Raw genomic sequence first — 18,574 nt, forward strand, 5'->3', positions numbered from 1 at the left:
GGTTTGCGCTTCTTGCTGCTGCCACGATAGGACGATTGCCTGCCACCGGTGCAAGGGGCCGGGAATTCCTCCTTCCACTGACAGGTCGTTGGCCGCCCACGGCTGCTCAACTCATTACCCGCCGGTTACCGGAGAATGAGGCAGGGGGATTGTCTGGGCGACCGCTCCGCATACCTTGAATAAGTCGACGGCGTTTTGCGAGCCCCACGGGCGTGGTGGCCCGGTCCATCGCCGTGCGCCGGAGCGCCGTTCACCGGTCAAGGAATTCGGAGCGCAGCAGATGATGCATGGAATATTTGTGAGCGGGACCACAGATGCGCATATCGCTCCGAGGGCGGACCTCCTGGAGCGGCTCGGCTCCGAGCTCGCACCTCCGCTGCTGACCGTCCCCGAGGTCTCCGCGGAGGACTTCCCCGGCCGGGCGCTCGACGACTTCGTCGGCCGGCTGGAGAAGGACGGCCTGGCCGGGGCTCTGCTTGACCGGCCGCTGTCGGACGAGCGCTTCCGCGCGTTCGGAGAGGTGTTGGGCACCCCGCTGCCGGAAACCGACCCCGCGGTGCTTCCCAGGGTCTCGCTGGACGTCGTGCTCAATCTCGTCGGCGAACGGTCGCGGACCGAGAACGTCGCTCTGCAGCCGTTCGCCGCCAACCCCCTGTCTCTGCACACGGAGGGCAGCGGCCGCCCGGTGGCGGAGCAGCCTCGCTACATCGTGCTGATGTGCTGTGAACCGGGGGACGTCACGAGCGCGGCCCAGACCGTGCTGGCTCCCATGGACGCGATCGGGAGCCGGCTCACACCCCGTGAACGGGAAACCCTGTCCCGCACGAGGTACCGGCGCAATGCCCAGGGGCCCCCGATCCTCAGGGACGTCGACGGACGCCAGGTCTTCTCCTTCCGGGACTTTCTCGCGGAGCCGTTGGAGTGGACGTACAGCGGGACCGACACCACCCCCGACATCACATCCGACACGGTCAACACCGTGCTGCGCGGCCTGCTGACGGCCATGTACGCACCGGGCGGCCACACCGGTGTGCGGTGGGAGCGCGGTCTGCTGCTGGCCATCGACAACACCTTCTACTTCCACGGCAGGAGAGCCGGCACATCCTCCGTCCCCGCCCGGCGCCGGCACCTCAAGCGCCTCCGGATCAAGTAGCGCCCGTGTCCCAAGGAGAAGGCATGCAGCTTTTCGCCGCTGTCCCCAGACCCCGGCTCAGCGTCGTCCCCGAGGAGGCCCGCCACGCCGCCGCCCTCTCACACACAGCGGGTGGCAGTCGTCGCACGTTCGATCCCGGTGTGGACGACCGGGTGCTCGAGGTGTTCGCGCGGGCCCGTGACCCTCGTGATCCCCTGGAGCTGCGGGACCTGTGGCTGGGGCGGATCGAGCACGAGCTGGGGCACCGTTCCCACCGGCCCTGGCTCGCGGAGGGGTGGCGGACCGCCCGGCCGCACCGCGTGGTCGACCCGGCCGAGGTTCTCTCCTCCCGTGCCACGGTGCGCTTCGTCAAGGAGATGTTCAACTGGTACTTTCGCGACGATCTGTACGGGGACCTCCACTCGGACAGCCATCTCATCCTGTCCAGCGGGTCGGTCGACGAAGAACGCTGGGGACTGCCCTCCGCGTTGAAACGCGCCATCCAATTCGCCCTGGACCGCGACTGGTACGGGTACTCCGACTCGCGAGGGCGGGTCCCCGCCCGCGAGGCGATAGCGGCATACGAAACCGCCCGCATCGCCGGGGCCCGGTACACCGTCGACAATGTCGCGATGACGATGGGCGGAACATTCGCCATCAGCTCGCTGGCGGACTTCGTCCTGCACAACGCCCCGGATCTCGGGGAGCCCGTGCTCTGCGGAACCCCCAACTACCCGCCGCTGGTGGAGTCCATCGCACGGCGGCGAGGGGTACGGCTCGTGCCGCTTCCCTGCCAGGACGGCCAGATGTCGCTGGGCCCGCTCATCGCGGCGCTGACTCCCAACACCCCCATGGTGATGCTCCAGACCGCGGCGAACCCGACCGGCGCTGTCGTTTCGGAGCAGGAACTCACGCAGCTGATCCGCGCCGCGGCACCCACAACAATGATCATTCTGGACGAATGTCACGAGTGGCTCGGCCCGCCGGAGTCGCGATCGGCCGCGCGGGCCGCACCGAACGTCATCCGCGTGTCGAGTCTGTCCAAGACCTGGTCCGCACCCGGGCTGAAGATCGGCTGGTTCCTCGCGGACCAGGACTTCGTCGCCGAGTACTACGAGTACGCGTCAACGGCCTTCGGCGGGCCGCCGTCCTTCTTCTACACCCTGGTCGAGGTCGTGGCCCGGATGGAACGCTGGCTGCTCGAAGGGGTGGGCACTCCAGGAGCAGGCCAGGCCGCCGAGTTCGAAAAGGCCTACCAGGTGGATCTGGACCAGTTGCAGGCCGCCTACCAGACGTACCGCAGCGAACGGCTGTTCAGGCAGGAGTCCCTGACCACCCTGCGCGAGGCAACCACCACCCGGCTCCGTGAGGCCTCGGGGGCGGTGATCGTGCCGCGCTGCTCCATCAACACGACCGTCGAGTTCACCGGTTGGACGGACTCCTACCTGTGCTTCCGCGACATCCTTCGCGAGACGGGCGTCTCGGTGTTCCCCACCATCCTGACGTTCGGCCTGTCCGGCGGAGCCGTCCGCGTCACCACCGCGCGCCCCTGGGACCAGTTGTCCGAAGCGATCACCCGTATCGGTTCGTATCTGTCGGTGCCTGTGGGATGACCAAGGAAGGAAGCACACATGACGGAGCTCTTCCACGCCAACGGCCGCAAGACCATCCTGGGGATGGTCCACCTCAGGCCTCTGCCCGGCACCCCGTACCACTCCGAGGGCAGCCTCGGGACGATTCTCGATGACGCCGTCCGCTCGGCGGTCGCGCTGCGGGACGGAGGCGCGGACGGCTGCCTGATCCAGACAGTGGACCGGGTCTACAGCACCGAGGACGAGGCCGACCCGGCCCGCGTCGCCGCCATGGCCCTTGTCGTGCGGGCGGTTGTCGAGGCCACGGGCGGGAACGGCTTCCAGGTCGGCGTCCAACTGATGCGCAACGCCGTGAAGGCATCCCTGGCGGTGGCCAAGGTGGCCGAAGCCGGCTTCGTACGTGTCGGCACCCTCGTGGGGGCCACGCTCACCGCGCAGGGCCTCGTGCAGGCCAACCCGCTGGAGGTCATGGAGTACCGCCAGAAGATCAACGCACAGGATGTGAGGATCATCGCGGACGCCGACTCCATGCACTTCAGCTGGCTGGGCGGCGGCAGGCCCACCGGCCGGGTGGCCAAGGACGCACAGCAGGCAGGCGCCGACGCGATCTGCGTCTCCCACGCCGACGAGCAGCAGATGCTCGACATGGTCGCTTCCGCACGCCGGTCCGCTCCGGCCCTGCCCGTCCTGCTCGCCGGCAACACCAAGCACGACAACGCGGCACGGCTGCTGGCGGTCGCGGACGGAGCGTTCGTGGGCACCTGTCTGGAACTCGACGGCTGGGGAGGCCCCATCGACGTCGACCGGGTGAAGGCCTACATGGAGATCGTCCGAGGCTTGGAGCGGTGAAACACCATGACCGTGGCGGCGTCGGAGAACAGGGGAGGGGGACATACTCGTGGAGACGCTTGAACCCGAGGTGATGGTGCGGCAGGTCGAGAGCCTCGCCGCCGATCTGAGGGAACTGGTCGGCCCGGTGAGCCGGGAAAGGGATGCCTTGTTCGCCTCCGCGGACTGGGCATCGGTGGGATCCGTCCACCTCGTCGGTGACGGCGACTCGTACTACGCCGGTCACGCGGTCGAGCTGGCGTTCCGGTCGCTCGCGCAGACCAGTTGTGTCGCCACGGCGGCACTGGGATTCCTGGAGTACGAGGCGCCGTGGTCGCATCTGCTCGGCCCCGGGAGGCCCCTGGTCGTCGGGATCTCGTCGTCGGGTTCCACACCGCGGGTCGTTCAGGCGGTCGCCCGGGCCCGTCGGCATGGCGCGCTGACCCTCGCGCTGACCGGTGTACCTGGCAGCCCGTTGACACAGACGGCCGAACACACGCTCTCGCTGCCTCTGGCACGGCCCGAGCGATCACCCGGGATCCGTACGTATCAGGCCAGCCTGCTGGGTCTGCTGCTCCTGGCGATACGACTTGGGCAGGCCCGGGGCCGTCACTCCGCCGACGAGACACGGGACTTGGAGCGGGAACTGACCTCGTTGCACGAGGGCCTGGCTGCCACCGTCGACCTGTCGGGGGACCGGTGCCGGGAAGTCGCGGCCCTGGTCAGTGATGCCCCCGTGGCGGTCATGGCGGGCAGTGGGCCCGGGTTCGGCACCGCGTTGTTCTCCGCCGCCAAACTCATCGAAGGGTCAGGCGTCTTCGCCCGCGGCCAGGACCTGGAGGAGTGGCACCACGTGGAACGGTTCGCCGCTCCGCACGACATGCCCGTGTTCGTCATCGCGCCGCCGGGCCGTTCCTACTGGCGGGCGGTCGAGATCGCGGCCAAGGCCGAGGAACTCGGCAGGCGGGTCGTCGCGGTGACCCACCGGGACGATGTGGAGGTGGCCCGCCACGCCGGTGCCGTGCTGCCCGTCGCGGTGCGCTCCAGGGAGGAGTTCTCACCCCTGCTCTACCACGTCTTCGCCGGGCTGCTCGCCTGCCGTACGGCGCAGCGCCTGGGGCGCACGCCGTTCCGCACCGGCCCGGCCGTCGACGAGCCCGCTCGAACCTGACCGGGCCCGATCAATAACAGCCCGTCAAAACTCCGTGCTGGTAGCGGGTTTCCGCTCGACCGGCGGCCGACACCTCGGCGGAGGTGTCGGCATGTGGGGCGAGGGAGTGGCACGCGGACCGGTCGCCCAGGGCCGGTCCGCGTGCTGTTTGAGCATGTCAGGCGTCAGAAGCGGTCGCAGATGGTGCCTGCGCTTCACCCCACCTCGTGGAGCCCGTCGCTGACGCGCGCCTCACCGCGGGACGAGAGCGGCGCAAGCACCTTCCAGCCGCCGACGGGCTCATGGGCCACGGCGTACTCGGACCGGGTGGCCTGGTGTGTCGCCTTGCAGACCCGGATCTCGCCGGGGGACGTGAAGCGCAGAAGCTGCGTGCACCGGTCCATCACGCCGCCGATCACTGTCATCCCCAGGTCGTTCCCGCCGCCGGTTCCACACTGCAGGACTGCCTCTCCGGTGGCCACCGCGATCCTGGAACTCACGGTGTATCTGTGGCCGGCCACACCCGACAGGGTCCCGGCGCCGAAATGCCGGTGAATCGCTGTCGCCGCACGCATCGCACGGTTCGCGTGGTCCCTGGGTACGTCGGTACCGCGGAAGAAGCTGAAGGAGATTTCTCCCATCCCCATGCGGATCGTCCCGTTGTTCTTCTCGAATTCACGGTGAATGCCCACCGAGGCGTTGTGGACGATCTCGACGGTTTCCTCAGGTGTCGGATCACCGTCCCAGGAACTGACCTGGATCTTGACCATGACGACGCTGATCAGCTCCGGCTTGCGATCTGCCGCGAGGAGGGGCAGCGGAATGACTCCATCGTGGCGCTGCTGCCGGGGAGCGGCGGGGGTGCCGCCTACGGAAGGGTGCAGGAGCACATCGCGGGACGAGGCCTGTCTGGCCGGGGGGACGGTGGGCGGCAGGGAGAGTGCCGGATCCTGGGTGATGATGGCGGTCTGGAGGGCCTTCAGGTCGTGGCCGGGTTCCAGGCCGAACTCGTCGTCGAGCAGCGACCGGATGCGCTGGTACAGCGCGAGCGCGTCGAGTTGCCGGCCACATCGGTAGAGGCCGACCATGAGCTGTCCCGACAGCCTCTCGCGCGACGGGTGGCTCATATGCAGGTTCTCCATCTCCTCGAGAACCGCCCGGTGGCGCCCCAGCGCCAGTTCCGTCTCGAAACAGTCCTCGCGGACGTTCAGAACGAAGTTCTCAAGAGCTTCGATCTCGGGCCATACGACGCCCTCCTCCGCCAGCTCCGACAGAATCGGTCCTCTCTGCAGGCCGAGTGCGGCCCGCAGTGTTTTTCGTGCCGACTCGTGGTCACCTTCGGCGAGTGACGCCCGGCCGGCCGCGGCGAGTTGCTGGAAACGCGAAAGGTCGACGTCCTTGGCCGAGACCCGCAGAAGGTAGCCCGGCGGATGGGTCAACAGGATCGGCGCATCGGCCTGCGCCTGTTCCTCGTTCATGATGCGGCGTAAGTCGGATACGGCGTTCTGGAGCATCTTGCGCGCGGTCGCGGGGGTGCCCGAGGGCCACAGGGCATTCAGCAGATGGCTCGTCGGGACGACCCGGTTGGAGTGCAGGAGCAGCAGACTCAACAGACCGCGCTTGACGAAGCCACCCAACGGCACTGGTTCGTCCGCACGGGTCACATTCAGTCCGCCCAGGACCTCGAATTTCATAGCACCTGCACTTCCTGTGAACGTCGTGGTCGTCGTCGCCGTCGTCTGGCCGGGGTGTTCGCGTGAGCCGCCGCTCATGAGCGGCGGCGGCCGGCCGTGGCCCGGGTCGAGGACGCCGGGCGGCCCGCGATCCGAGGACCGGATCCGCCGGGGCCTCCACGGCGGAGCCGCGCGGGGTCCTGTGCGCCGATTCCGTCCAGCGCGCCGCCCCGAACCGTTGGGCGTACGTGATGACCTCGTGCCGTGCGCCGCCGAGCAACAGCGCCGGATCGTCCGGGCTCTGCTTCGCATGCACTGCGACGTCCGCCGCCGCCGATCCCGACATGACTCCCCGTCGATCGAAGTTCGATGCACCCGAGTCTTCGAATCCTCCGGTGGGGGAGTGGGAGGCGGGCGGCCGGTCCGGTGGCGATGTCGTGCCGTGTCTCAGGAATCCCCCGGGCACTGAGCTGGAGCCGTACCGGCTTCATCATGACCGCCTCTCTGCGCATCGAACCGTTTCTCGGGACACGCGACACTTCGGGCTCGTGTGTCACACCACCCGGAGGCACCGCCTCCGGACAACGGGAATTCTGGCCTCCACAGCCGCAGGCTGGATACCTCGGCAGACAGGTGGTAGGGGAAACAATGGAACGTTCCAAAAATGCCGGGCGAAGCCGAACAGGCCTGTTCTCCTACTGGCCGATCATGTGGTAAGGGCGGACCTCATCTCCCCCTCGCCCACCTGTCGGTCGCCAGGGCGAACCACATGTCCCGGCCCGGCACCCCGCTTCATCGAGGCACACTCGGCTCGCCGCCATCGGTGAAGTCGAGCTCGGCGATGGAGCTTTGCGACGGCCGCGGCCGGAAGGGCGGCGGGTGCGGGCCGCAACTCTCCAACACGCCAGGGGACTTGTTGAGGCCCGAACCGCACACCCGCGTCGCGCCGTTCGGCATCGGCGGCGGGTTGGCCTCCTGCGGGGGCGCGGGTGCGTCGCCGGCCCGTCTGGGGTGACAGCGAGGGGCAGTAGGCCGGCAGCGGCTGTCGGCGGCGAGGTGGATCTTGTGTGAAGTGAACGCCCTTCCGTGCGCCGAACTCCGACGGCGGGTCGCAAGTCGGCTTCACCGCGCGGTACTTGGACGCGATCGCGTCTCACCTGCCGACGATCCCGCCCCCGACCGATCCCGCCCCGACCGATCCCGCCCCCCGCCACCGACCGCCACATCACGACGTCCGTCCGGCAGCAACGGCTCGATCCGTGCCCACTGCGCGTCAGTGAGGGTTCATCGGCGGGGCGGGAGCCTCGATCCGGAACGGGTCGGTCACTGGTTCAGTGCGATGTCTCCGGATCGGCCCCGGACCGCGTCCAGGGTGGCGAGCGTCGCCTCGTCGAGCGTGACCGCTCCGGCCCTCACGTTCGCCTCCAGGTGTTCCGGGTCGGCCGTGCCGGGGATCAGCAACACGTTCGGGGCATGGTGCAGCAGCCAGGCCAGTCCGACCTGTGCGGGTGAGGCGTTCGACTCACGCGCGGCGGCGATGACGGCCGGTTCGTCGGTCACCTTCGGCATCCGGTCGAAGGCGCTGCCGAGGGGGAAGTAGGGAACCCAGGCGATGCCCTCGTCCAGGCACAGTCGGAGCATGTCCTCGTCGTCGCGGGCCAGGAGGTTGTACGCGTTCTGCACACACGCGATGCCCGCGGGCAGGGCGCTGCGCAGAACGTCGAGGGAGACACTGCTGAGGCCGATCGCACCGATCTTGCCCTCGTCGCGCAGGGCGGTCATCACCTCGAGCTGGTCGTCGAGGGCGACCAGCTGATCCCCCGTGGCGCGCAGGCCGGGGCCGGTGTCCGTACGGCGGAGGTTGACCAGCGGGATCTGGTCCATTCCAAGGGTCGTCAGGTTGTCCTCGACGCTGGCGCGCAACTGTTCGGGGCGCTGTGCGAGGCGGAGAGGGAGCGGACCCTCGGAGTCGGGCTCGGCGCCCACTTTGCTGACCACCATGACGTCGTCCTCGGGGCGGACGGCTTCGCGGATCGCTTCGTTGGCGAAGCCGTGGCCGTAGAACTGGGCGGTGTCGATGTGGTCGACTCCCAGCTCGACGCAACGTCGCACCATCGCGACCGCTGCCCCGCGGTCGGTCCGCAGACGCTCCAGCTGCATCGCGCCGAAGCCGATCCGCGACACGGTGCGGCCCGCGAGCCGTCCGGTGCCACCGGCGCGCGGCGCGCCGGATGCGGTGACCTCAGGAATTCGGGCGGGGACGGCCATCTGCGTTCTCCTTCGGTGGGACCATGGAAGAAGCGGAGTAACTCCGTTTCGTCCACCGTAGCACTAACCGGAGGTCCTCCGTTTTGTCTGAGAGTGAGCCCACGCCCACCGACCGCAGTGCGGCCGCCCCGGACCGCCCGGCACGCGCCGACGCACGCCGAAACCGCGACAGACTCCTCGCCACCGCCCGGGACGCCTTCGCGGCGACGACGGAAACCGTGCCGCTGGACGCGATCGCCCGCACGGCCGGCGTCGGGATCGGCACGCTCTACCGGCACTTCCCCACGCGTGAGGCACTCGTGGAGGCCGTCTACGCCGCGGAGCTCGACGAGGTGGTGTCCAGTGCGACGGTGCTTCTGGGCGAGCTTGAACCCGCAGCCGCACTGCGTGCCTGGATGACTCGGTACGCGGCGTTCTTCAAGATCAAGCGGGGCATGTCCGACACGCTGCGCGCGGGCTGGGCGTCGGGCAGCATCGCCACGCCCGCGACGCGGGAACGCATCACGGCCGTCATCACCATGATGCTGCGGAGCGGGGCGGAGGCCGGTTCGCTGCGCTCGGACGTCGATCCGGAGGACGTCACGATGATGCTCCTCGGCGTGTTCCTCTCGACCGCGGCGATCGACGCGCAGGACAGGGCCGAACAACTCCTCGACCTGATCGTCGACGCGCTGCGCCCGGCCCTCGAGCCGAAGCGCCGGTGACGTCCGTCGACGGCACGTGAAGCAGGGAGCCGACCCAGGCGCCCGTGCCCGCTCGGACCGAAGCCTCCGCTGCGACGTCGTCCGCGGACGACGCGGGAGGTGGACGCTCACCGTTCGACGGTCACCAGGTCGCCGAGCAGCCGAGGCGCTACCGGTACTCCCGGGATCACCCGGACGCTGCGGCCCGACGACGCCCAAGTAGCCTGACTGGAAGACGAGTTGGATGGAGAGCTCGTATGCGGCTCGGTGGGTCGATCGTGCCCGTCCGGCGCCTCGTGAGGTGAGGGGTATTCGATGGAAAACCGAGCCTCTCGACTGACAGGGTTTGACCATGAGTCTCCGGTCCGACGACGTATCCCACCCGTCCTGGCTGGGCAAGCCGATCGACGCTCGCCCACTGTTCGGGCCGGAGTCGGTGTCACTCCTCGACCTGCTGCGCGGTCTGCGGCGCGAGGAGTGGAGCCGGGCTGCGGTGCCGGGCTGGACCGTGCGCGATCTTGCCACCCACATCCTCGGCGACTACCACGGCCGCCTCGGCCGGAGCACAGAGAGCCATCAGCGGGCCAAAGGGGTCGGAGAGACGCTGGAGGCGTTCATCCACCGGGTCAACCAGGAATGGATCGATCTCCACGCCGATCACCGTCCCACCGAGCTCATCGAGGCCCTGGAACTGGCCGGGACCCAGGTCGCCCGACAATTCGAGGGCGACGACCTCGACGCCACGGGCCTGACAGTGTCGTGGGCCGGGGCCGATCCGGCGCCCAAGTGGCTGGACATCGCCCGGGAGTTCACCGAGTACTGGACCCACCGCCAGCAGATCCGCCATGCCACCGGCCAGGACACCGACCTGGAGTTCCACGCTCTCTCCACGGTCCTGGACACCTTCATGAGGGCCTTGCCCCACACACTGCGCCACACGGCCGCACCCGCCGGGACACAACTCCAGATGGTCATCGTTGAGCCACCCGTCGGCACCTGGACCGTGACCGCCACCGCGGACCGCTGGTCACTGGCCGAAGAACCCCGCGGCCGGCCCACCGCGTCAGTGATGCTGGACGCGGAGACCGCCTGGCGACTCTGCACCCGCGGCATCGATCCTGGCACTGCCCTCGCCCGGGCCCGCATCAGCGGAGCACGCCAGATCGCCGAAGCCGCCTGCCAGATCGTGTCCGTCGTCCACTGATGGACGCTGCGCGTTGAGGTCCATGGCCGCGGTGAGTCGCCGTGTCGGCGGCAGTCACGCGTGGCAGCCGGCAACAACCGTTCAAGCTCAGTAACGAGCGCAGGGCACTCGCCAGGTCAGCCGGCAGACCTGGCAGGACTGGACTACGGCTCCACCCCGTTCGCAGTGCGATCATGCACGTCGTGGACTCCTGGGAATCGCTGACGATCGCTGAACAGACGCTCATGCGTCGTGCCATTTCGGGATACTCCCTGGCCGGGACGGTCCAGAACTATGGCGTGGCACTGCGCTGGGCCGGTGTCGCGGATGCGCCGCCCCCGCGCAGCTACACCGAGGACGAGCAACGCGCTCTGGTCCCGCGACTCGCCACCGTGGCCCTCGATCTCGCCGAACGCGGGCTGCTGACCGTCCACGAGGGCGAGAGCTACCGCGCCGTCCCCCCTGTCCTGGTGGTCGGGCAGGAACTCGTAGAGGTCCTCACCGATCCGATCAGTTGGCTGTGGAGCCCCGGACCGCGTCGCCACTTCAGTCTCACGGCCCCGCAGGCAGTGGGTGAGCGCTGGTTCGACGGCGCGCATCCGACCGCCGACACCAGTGCGCTTCCCACCTGGGACGAGTTGAGTGTCGAGGAACGCGAAATCCTGGTCTGCGCGGCCGAATTCAGCGGCATGCTCACCGGGGCGTTCGGGATCTGGGAGGATCCGCCGGCCGCCCTGGGCACCGCTGAGCGCCTGGCCTGGGTGGATCGGCAACTTGCCCCGTTGTTGCCCTTCGTCCGCGAAGGCTGGATCGAGGTCCAGCACTGTCCGGACGAGGGCAGCGATGCCTTCACCGTCATTCCTCTTGAGGATCTCCGCACTGCCCTCGCGGACCCCGCTATCCGCTACGAAGGCGATGAATGGGGCATCGGCGTCGGTTGCCTCTTCACCTACGCGGGACTGGCCGTCTGGCGCGGTGGCTGGGGCGACGAATGGGGTCGCCGGCTCGACTTCGAGTGATACCCGGCGGTATCCGCTCTGCTGTTGTCAAAGGCGTCGCACCGCAGATTCTCGAATGGCGGAGCTTGCCCGCACGCGAGTGTGCGCTTCACCATCACAGGGGCAGGAGAGGCGGATGGGGGAGAGGGATGCGGATGCGGCATTTGATGGTGCAGGAGATCGCCAGGTTCTCGTCCGGATCCGGCCACATGGCGGGGCCTCTGCTTGGGACGGGGCAGGACGGGAACCCTCTCCTTTTCTCTTCCGTGGCGGACGGGTGGGAGGTCAGCCGTTGGGACATCCGAACTGGTGGCAAGGTTTGGTGTGACCGCGAGGGCATGTCCGGCTGCAATGACAAGGCCCTGGTGCGGATTTCCGGCGGCGGTCTCCGGCTTGCCATCGCCACGGAAGACGGCATCGAGTGGTGGGACGCCCTGACGGGGCGTCGCCTGCCGGAGATGACCTGGGAGGGGTGGACCATCTGGGCCGTCGCCGACGGGGTGTTGCCGGACGGCCGCCCCATTCTCCTGGGTGCGGGCCACGACGGCGTGGTGTACCGGTGGGACCCGGTCACGGGTGAGCCGCTGGGGGACACACCATCGAAGGGCCGGGGAATCATGACGGCCGTAGGCTTCGTACCTTCTCCTGACGGTTGGGGTGTACTGGTCTCCGGCGACGATGACGGCCGGATCTGGCGGTGGAATGCGGCCAGCGGACACCAGCTGGGTGAACCTGTCGAGGGACATGATTCCGGGGTCTCCCTCATCCGGGCGCTGCCCTCTGCCGAGGGGCTCTTGTTCGTCTCCGGCGATCAAGACGGTGTACTGAAGAGATGGAATGCGGCGACCGGAGCGCAGGCCGGCCCACCGATCGAGATCAGGGCCGAGGTGTATGCCCTCGCAACGGCGCGTGTCGGAGGGACAGCGGTGATGTTTGCTGCAGGGTCCGACGAGGTCGTCCGCGCCTGGGACGCGGACACCGGTGAGGCCATCGACCTCCTTCTGAGAAGCTCTGTCGTGAGTGCCCTTGCGCAGCCGGACGGGACGGCTCTCCTGGCCACAAGTACCGTGCAGGGCGACATCGTGATCCACGCGTGCGCACTCCGCGTCGGCTAGTGCTCTGGCCGCATTGGTTCGCCGGACTGGCGGTGTTGGTGCTCGGACCGGCTGGCTCCGGTGTGGGAACAATTTTGAGCGGTCGCGGAACCGATCAAACTAGGCTTCCAGCATGTCTGGTCCGACATTGGTCATCGAGTTGGCGGATCCGCTCTCCCCGGATGCGCTGCGGGAGTTCCGCGCGTTGATGGTGGGGCTCTCTTCCCACTTCGCTGAGAAGCGGCCCGGGTTCTTCGACGTCAACGTGCCCGCGGAGCGACTGGGTGTCGAGGACAGGCGAGAGGAGGACTGGAGAAAGCCGTTCCCGCTGCCACTCCTCGGCAACACCTCCGCGGACGAGGAGCTCACGGCCCTGGTGGGATTCAATCCGCGGCGAGAGGACTGGCGTCGCCCCTTCCTGGTCTACTTGATGGGGCCGGGTGTCGGCGACGAGAGCCTCTTCGAGGCTGAGCACGCGGACGAGCCCGAGGTACAGGCCATCCTCGGCTTCAGGCCGACCCACGCCGTCAACGTCAGCGCCGGCTGCAATCGCGAGATCGACCACGTGGCCACGGCCCTGCTGACCGCCGCTGTCATGGACGTCATCGGGGGCGTGGCCAAAGCCGAGCTGCTGGACGGACAGGCGTCGGTCGTCGCCGGCCTTCCGGGGGTGTCGGGGATCGCGGACGACGACTGGATGGCGCTCGGAACGGTGGAGTTCCTGCGGGCCTGGGTGGGGCACCCCGCCTTCCGGCTGGTCAAATAACCCAGACAAACCATCGCGAAGGTGGTGCTGTGACCTGGATCGTTCGCCATGTTGCCTGAGCATGCGGCGAGGGCGGGCCGACCGCCCAGTGGATGCCTTTCTCGCTGCGGATGCCGGCGCGTTCCTTACGTTCGCCGGCCAGGGCGTCGCGGTGGCGGGCGTTGGCGTTGCGCCGGCGGAGGTAGGCATGCAGGACCCGGGTCTGCACAGTGTGGTTGAGGTGGTGGGAGATGGCGATGGTGAACTGCCGCAGGGGTCCGAAGCGCCCTTCGATCGGGTTCGCCCGCGAGGCGTAGGCCGGGGTGAACCACAGCTCGACCTTGTGGTTCTTCGCTCAGCGACGGATGCCGGCGCTGGAAGTCGACGCCGCGGTGGGCGAGCAGGCACCGTAACGTCTCACGGCCGATGCGGATCACCCGGTCCGTGCACTTTGCACAGGTAGGCGATCAGCTTGCGCAGCGACCAGCGGGTGAACGGCTGGCCGAGCTCGACGAGGCGGGCGGTGGCCGTTGCGATGACCAAGTCTGCGTCACCATCGGTCAGTTGGCGGAGACGGCATTCCGCCCACCGAGGGACCAGGCAGGCCAAGCCCGTTTCATTTGAATGGATGGATCACATCCCCGACGGTGTGCTCGTCAGCCTGCACCAAGTGGCGACCACCGGCACCCGGTTCCCTCCGGCGAGGCCAGCAGCGTCGTCGCCCGCCGGTAGCGACGGCTGGGACGACGACGGTGAGTACCCCGACGCGGTCCTGCCGGCCGAACAAGCAACACGGTCCGGTCGGGCGCCCATTGCCGGGATCACTGGAATGCGCGGCCGTGCGTTGATCGCGTTGGCCGTTGCCCGTGTGGGCGTGGTTGTCGCGTGCGTTCACGTCGTGGTGGCAATGAATTACCAGTGCCGCGTCGGGCAACGTTCGCCCAGCTCTGAATGGGACGACGAGTTGTCACCCGGTCGGCAGGTAGGGCCTGCCCGGGGCTGTGATCACATGGCGGGGAAAAGGGCTGGAGGGGTGATGGTCGTTCTGATAACTTTCGGTCGACCGTGACACCGTCTGAGGAGGTGAGACCCATGAACGCCGTATCCATGTGGGTGCTCCCCCTTGCCGTCACGGCCGGCGATTGACGTAGGTGTCGCCGGGAGCGCCTCGACAACAAGGCACTCCCGAAAGGCAACACCTATGCGCTCTCTGCAGTTCACCGCCGGGTCGTCGTCGAACGGCATCCTCGAACGTGACTTCACCGTGGGCGGTATCCCCGGCGTCCTCTGGTCACCGGCCTCCAACGCGGCCGATCGCGCGCCCCTGGTTCTGATGGCCCACGGCGGCGGCAACCACAAGAAGCACCCGGCGATGTCCGGCCGCGCCCAGCGCCTCGTGACCGGCTGCGGTTTCCACGTCGCCGTCATCGACGCGCCCGGTCACGGCGACCGGCCGCGTACGGCGCACGACGAGGCGGAAATCGCCGAGTTGTTCCGGGCGAGGGCGGCGGGCGAGCCGGAAGGCCCGATCGTCGTGCGCTACAACCACCACTTGGCGGAGCTCGCCGTGCCCGAGTACCAGGCGACCCTGGATGCCCTCCAGGAACTCCCGGAGATCGGCACCGACGGGCTGGTCGGCTTCTGGGGCATCAACATGGGAACCGCGATCGGCGTACCGTTCGTGGCGATCGAACCCAGGGTCACCGCCGCGGTCTTCGGTCAGCACTGGCCCGATGCCCTGGCCGACAGGGCGAAGCAGATCACCATCCCGGTCGAGTTCGACATGCAGTGGGACGACGAGCACATCTCGCGCGAGGAGGGTCTCGCGCTGTTCGACGCCTTCGCCTCGAAGGAGAAGTCGTTGCACGTGAACTCGGGCAAGCACAAGGAGCTGCCCCGGTTCGAGGTCGACAGCGCGGTCCGGTTCTTCGCCCGGCACCTCGGCGGAGGGGTCACCGCGTCGGCCTGACCTGAGCGGTCGCGGCGTCCCGCTTGCCGGTCGGGCGCCGCGACCGCGGCCAGGGTTGAGGTCGCGTATCCGCCCCACCATCGGTGGCCGGGCAAGGAACTGCCCACGTGGGAGCAGGAGTACCACCGCAACCGCTCACACCAGCAGGTCCACGCCCGCATTGAGCACGCCTTCGCGCGGATGAAGACCTGGGAGATCCTCCGCGACTGCCGGTCGAAAGGCGAAGGCGTGCACCACGCGGTGCTCGGCATCGCCCCTCTGTACAACCTTTCGCGCAACGCGTGACCGCACTCGACCGAAGCACCTGACCGTTCAAGATTCGATGGGCAGGATCTGGACCAGGCCGACCCAGTTCTCTTCGTCCGCCTTGGTACGGGTGGCTCGGACCCTCCAGCGGCCGGCGGGCAGCGAAACCCATGCCTGGGAGGGCATCCCGCCGCCGGGATACTCGATGTCCAGCGCGGAGCCTGCTTCGGCGGAGTCCATGAGTGTGGCTGGACCGTCCGACGACCACGTGCCGCACTCCTCCCACGCGGTGGCGGGGTCTGCCAGGACAGCCCTGGCCGCCGCCGTCAGCTCGGCCTCGGAGTCGGCGGCAAGCCACCGCAGGAAGGCCCGATGCTCGGGTAGGTAACAGCTGGTGGCCGGCTCGTCCGCCAGCACCAGTGCCTGCGCACCGTGCTCGCCAACGGTGATCACACCGGCCAGATCGTCCACCGCGCAGGCTCGGTCGTAGTCGTCCGGGGCGGTGGCGTCCCCCGCCATGACCCCGGTCTCCGTACACCCACGCCATGCAGGCAACGCGGAGACGGGGATGACGATCAAAGGACCGCCCATCGACTCCACCCACACAGGAGAGGTGTGGGACGCGTGGGCTTCGGTAGACGAAGAAACGCTCATGGCGTCAGTGTGCCCGCGCCCACTGACAACGCCTACGGCGGCCGATGGGCACTCAGGACAGGAACGGCCCAGGGTCTGCGGCGACGTGCAGTTACGGGACAGCCCTTGGCCAGGTATGCGGCGGCGTCGCCGCGGATGATCGGAGAGTCCGGCGACTTCTGTCCTGGACGAGAGGACCAAGCGGCAGACTTCGTGTCCTCAGAGCAAGTTCGATCGCGCGCGGCGCACTGTCCTGGTGCGGTGGCCGGCAATTGTGGGAGTGGGGATTTGATGGGGCAGGGAATGACGACAGCACGGCGCTCCGCAGGAACGGAGACCGGGTTGGACGTGCTGTTGCGCTGGACGTGGGTCCGGCGGCGTACGCCCGCGCAGGACATCGAGGACTTCAGGAACGGGCGGCCGCTTCAGGTTGTGGGTTTCACGAGGAGTATCGGTGGGGCGGCGATGGTGTCGGTCGGCCGCGGCAAGCAGATCGCGCGGCTCAGGTCGGGGTCCTTGCGCCTGGTCGTGGGGGAGGAGCCGGTGTGGAGCGATCGGCGGGGAAGCAGGAGTGCGACCTTGAGGCCACCCTTCGGTATCAAACCCACTGGCGAAAGAGTGCCTATGGCGCCGAAGTTCGAGCAGTATGAAGTGGTCACGGCTGATGGGACGTACGACCTGGCGATTCCGAAAAAGGACGCGGAACTGATGCGGTACGTCCTTGGGCCGGCGCAAAAATGAGTCCAACAAGCCCGTACACGGCAGGCGGTGGGGCGACGTGGAGCGCAGTTCAGCCCTGCCGTGTCGGGGCCGGTGCACGCTTTGCTGATCAGACAGCAGGTCGCCGATGGCCTGGACGGTGTCGCTCATCCGTCCGCGGTTGCCGAGGTGACGGGCCAGGGGCCGCTGTCTGTCCAGGCGAGCGGCGCCGTGCTCGGTCCGGATGCTCTCGACGCCGCCGTTTAGGCGATCCGCGAACTCCGAGGCCGGACTTCGTCCATGCGCCGGACAGCGGCGAAGCGACTTCGGCGGCCGGGGGTCGCATATGCCGGTCCGCTCCTGCTCGAATCCCTGAACAAGGAGGTGGGTAATTCGCGAAACTGGGAGGCTGTGAAATTCCGCAGATCGAATCGGGTGCGGCCACCGGTTGGCGGCCTTTGCGAGTAACGGGTAGCTCTGAATCTCAGGTCGTCAGCTGATGTGGATTTCCCGGGACAGGCAGAGCCGAGAGGCGCGTGAAGTGCTCGGTGGAGATGATCGTGCGGCGGCTGTCCTCGGGCAGGCGGGTGAGGATGCCGGGCAGGGAGCGTGCGCGCGCGACTTCGCCGCGGTGTGCGGTGATTGCGCGCCACTTCTGGTCGGCCCAGGTCGTCACGTCGACGGTTGTGGTGACGTACTCGTCCGGGACGGAGAGTACGGTCTTGCCGACGTCGGTCAGCAGGGGTCCCAGGGCACCGACGCCCGAGTGCGGGTGGGTGGCTGCGTAGAGTGAGCGGATCTGCCAGGGCTCGCCGGCGTCGGGGTAGAGGTGGGCGAGCCCAGCCGCCTGGACGGCGAGCAGGGTCACCCGGTGGGTGTGGCGATGGTCCGGGTGGCCGGTCAGCTGACCGACGGCGTCATGAGTGACCACGATGTCGGGACGCAACTCCCGGAGCTGAGCGACCAATTGGAGGATGACCTCGTCAACGGGAGCATCGCAGAATCGAGGGCTCTCAGGCGCCGATGCGTCGTTGCGGGCGTCGCGGTATCCGAGCATGCGTGGAGGGCCGGCGCCGATGACTGTCAGTGCCTCAGCGAGCTCGGCCGCCCTGTGGCTGTCGGGAGCCCATGTAGCGGTGATGACCCTGGTGCGTGCGCCTCCGGCGGCATGTTGGGCGAGGACGCCTCCTGCGAGGAGGCTTTCGTCATCGGGGTGAGCGAACACGCCGAGTAGTGAGGGCAAGGATGCGGATGCTGACGCGGATGCGGTCATAGGTCGTGCCCCTTCTCGCGGTGACTGTTGGACAAGGCGCCGGGGCCTCGCGGCAGCCGACGCTGGGGAACTGCCCCCGCTGGCGGGGGGCGACGCGTACTTCGTGCGGGGGATCGGGAGGCCACGTCCAAGCCTCCTCGCAAGCGCGCGGACCACGTGGAGACCGCCAACGCCCGTGATTGCGGGGTGGAACCTTCGCCGAAATCACTGTGATCGGCAGCTACATCGCGAGCATCCCCTGGGACACGGCACGGAACGGGCCGGGTCGACGCGACGAGTCCTGCGTTATGGGTTGACGCACCTACAGCTTCTGCATACGTTGCGTCTTGCAGAATCGGAATGAATCGTTTCAATAAACTTTTGAGCCGTCACGAACCCACTCTGGCCTGCCCGTTCTTTCGTGAACGT

The 18,574-nt window shown here is 68.2% G+C and carries 15 protein-coding genes and 2 pseudogenes; 12 read left to right on the forward strand and 5 right to left on the reverse strand.

The genetic code is table 11. The annotated features are described in order from the left end of the window. The first annotated feature begins 298 nt into the window (after positions 1 to 298). From OG199_RS37530 to OG199_RS37545, 4 genes are read left to right on the forward strand one after another with little or no spacing between them, the layout of a single operon-like run. Positions 299 to 1,153, forward strand: coding sequence for a TauD/TfdA family dioxygenase (locus OG199_RS37530; RefSeq protein WP_405833278.1), 855 nt, complete (start codon positions 299 to 301; stop codon positions 1,151 to 1,153). A 23-nt stretch (positions 1,154 to 1,176) separates the two neighbouring features. Then, entirely contained in the window at positions 1,177 to 2,745 is a 1,569-nt protein-coding gene (locus tag OG199_RS37535; protein ID WP_356800937.1) for a pyridoxal phosphate-dependent aminotransferase, read from the forward strand. An 18-nt stretch (positions 2,746 to 2,763) separates the two neighbouring features. Beyond that, positions 2,764 to 3,573 carry a BtpA/SgcQ family protein gene (locus tag OG199_RS37540; RefSeq protein ID WP_405833279.1) on the forward strand — a complete coding sequence of 270 codons (810 nt, stop codon included), beginning with the start codon at positions 2,764 to 2,766 and terminating at the stop codon, positions 3,571 to 3,573. Between the two features lie 49 nt (positions 3,574 to 3,622). After that, a complete protein-coding gene (locus OG199_RS37545) occupies positions 3,623 to 4,723 on the forward strand; it encodes an SIS domain-containing protein (protein WP_405833281.1) in 1,101 nt (366 codons plus the stop codon). 194 nt (positions 4,724 to 4,917) lie between these two features. Here OG199_RS37545 and OG199_RS37550 read toward each other — a convergent pair whose 3' ends face one another. Together OG199_RS37550 and OG199_RS37555 are read right to left on the reverse strand one after the other, a co-directional pair. Continuing rightward, positions 4,918 to 6,366 carry a BTAD domain-containing putative transcriptional regulator gene (locus OG199_RS37550; RefSeq protein ID WP_401801944.1) on the reverse strand — a complete coding sequence of 483 codons (1,449 nt, stop codon included), beginning with the start codon at positions 6,364 to 6,366 and terminating at the stop codon, positions 4,918 to 4,920. Positions 6,367 to 7,698: 1,332 nt separating this feature from the next. Continuing rightward, positions 7,699 to 8,643: an aldo/keto reductase gene (locus OG199_RS37555; RefSeq protein WP_401801946.1), complete on the reverse strand. Its 945-nt coding sequence runs from the start codon at positions 8,641 to 8,643 to the stop codon at positions 7,699 to 7,701. An 83-nt stretch (positions 8,644 to 8,726) separates the two neighbouring features. Between OG199_RS37555 and OG199_RS37560 the strand changes: the two genes are divergently transcribed. The 5 genes from OG199_RS37560 (at position 8,727) to OG199_RS37580 (ending at position 13,367) form a co-directional block, all read left to right on the forward strand. After that, positions 8,727 to 9,347, forward strand: a complete 621-nt coding sequence (locus tag OG199_RS37560) for a TetR/AcrR family transcriptional regulator (RefSeq protein ID WP_401801947.1) — start codon at positions 8,727 to 8,729, stop codon at positions 9,345 to 9,347. Positions 9,348 to 9,678: 331 nt separating this feature from the next. Then, positions 9,679 to 10,530: a maleylpyruvate isomerase family mycothiol-dependent enzyme gene (locus OG199_RS37565; RefSeq protein WP_405833283.1), complete on the forward strand. Its 852-nt coding sequence runs from the start codon at positions 9,679 to 9,681 to the stop codon at positions 10,528 to 10,530. A 182-nt stretch (positions 10,531 to 10,712) separates the two neighbouring features. Next, positions 10,713 to 11,528 (forward strand): hypothetical protein, encoded by an 816-nt coding sequence (locus OG199_RS37570; protein WP_405833284.1) that lies wholly within the window; start codon positions 10,713 to 10,715, stop codon positions 11,526 to 11,528. 146 nt (positions 11,529 to 11,674) lie between these two features. Continuing rightward, complete coding sequence (locus OG199_RS37575) at positions 11,675 to 12,622, forward strand: WD40 repeat domain-containing protein (protein ID WP_405833285.1); 948 nt, start codon at positions 11,675 to 11,677, stop codon at positions 12,620 to 12,622. Between the two features lie 112 nt (positions 12,623 to 12,734). Continuing rightward, positions 12,735 to 13,367 (forward strand): DUF6368 family protein, encoded by a 633-nt coding sequence (locus tag OG199_RS37580; protein ID WP_356806148.1) that lies wholly within the window; start codon positions 12,735 to 12,737, stop codon positions 13,365 to 13,367. A 58-nt stretch (positions 13,368 to 13,425) separates the two neighbouring features. On the opposite strand, the pseudogene OG199_RS37585 reads toward OG199_RS37580, so the two are convergent. Next, positions 13,426 to 14,140: pseudogene (locus OG199_RS37585) on the reverse strand (helix-turn-helix domain-containing protein); the annotation flags it as partial. Positions 14,141 to 14,547: 407 nt separating this feature from the next. On the opposite strand from OG199_RS37585, the gene OG199_RS37590 reads away from it, so the two are divergent. Together OG199_RS37590 and OG199_RS37595 are read left to right on the forward strand one after the other, a co-directional pair. Then, positions 14,548 to 15,315, forward strand: coding sequence for an alpha/beta hydrolase (locus tag OG199_RS37590; protein ID WP_405833286.1), 768 nt, complete (start codon positions 14,548 to 14,550; stop codon positions 15,313 to 15,315). Positions 15,316 to 15,387: 72 nt separating this feature from the next. Further along, positions 15,388 to 15,600: pseudogene (locus tag OG199_RS37595) on the forward strand (transposase); the annotation flags it as partial. A gap of 27 nt (positions 15,601 to 15,627) precedes the next feature. Here OG199_RS37595 and OG199_RS37600 read toward each other — a convergent pair. Next, entirely contained in the window at positions 15,628 to 16,215 is a 588-nt protein-coding gene (locus tag OG199_RS37600; RefSeq protein ID WP_405833287.1) for an immunity 21 family protein, read from the reverse strand. Positions 16,216 to 16,542: 327 nt separating this feature from the next. Here OG199_RS37600 and OG199_RS37605 point away from each other — a divergent pair, with 327 nt between their 5' ends. Continuing rightward, a complete protein-coding gene (locus tag OG199_RS37605; RefSeq protein WP_405834794.1) occupies positions 16,543 to 16,935 on the forward strand; it encodes a hypothetical protein in 393 nt (130 codons plus the stop codon). Positions 16,936 to 17,377: 442 nt separating this feature from the next. On the opposite strand, the gene OG199_RS37610 is transcribed toward OG199_RS37605, so the two are convergent. Beyond that, complete coding sequence (locus OG199_RS37610; RefSeq protein ID WP_405833289.1) at positions 17,378 to 18,166, reverse strand: PIG-L deacetylase family protein; 789 nt, start codon at positions 18,164 to 18,166, stop codon at positions 17,378 to 17,380. Positions 18,167 to 18,574 lie beyond the last annotated feature (408 nt).

The sequence above is a fragment of the Streptomyces sp. NBC_01176 genome, from assembly GCF_045039825.1.
Taxonomy (GTDB): domain Bacteria; phylum Actinomycetota; class Actinomycetes; order Streptomycetales; family Streptomycetaceae; genus Streptomyces.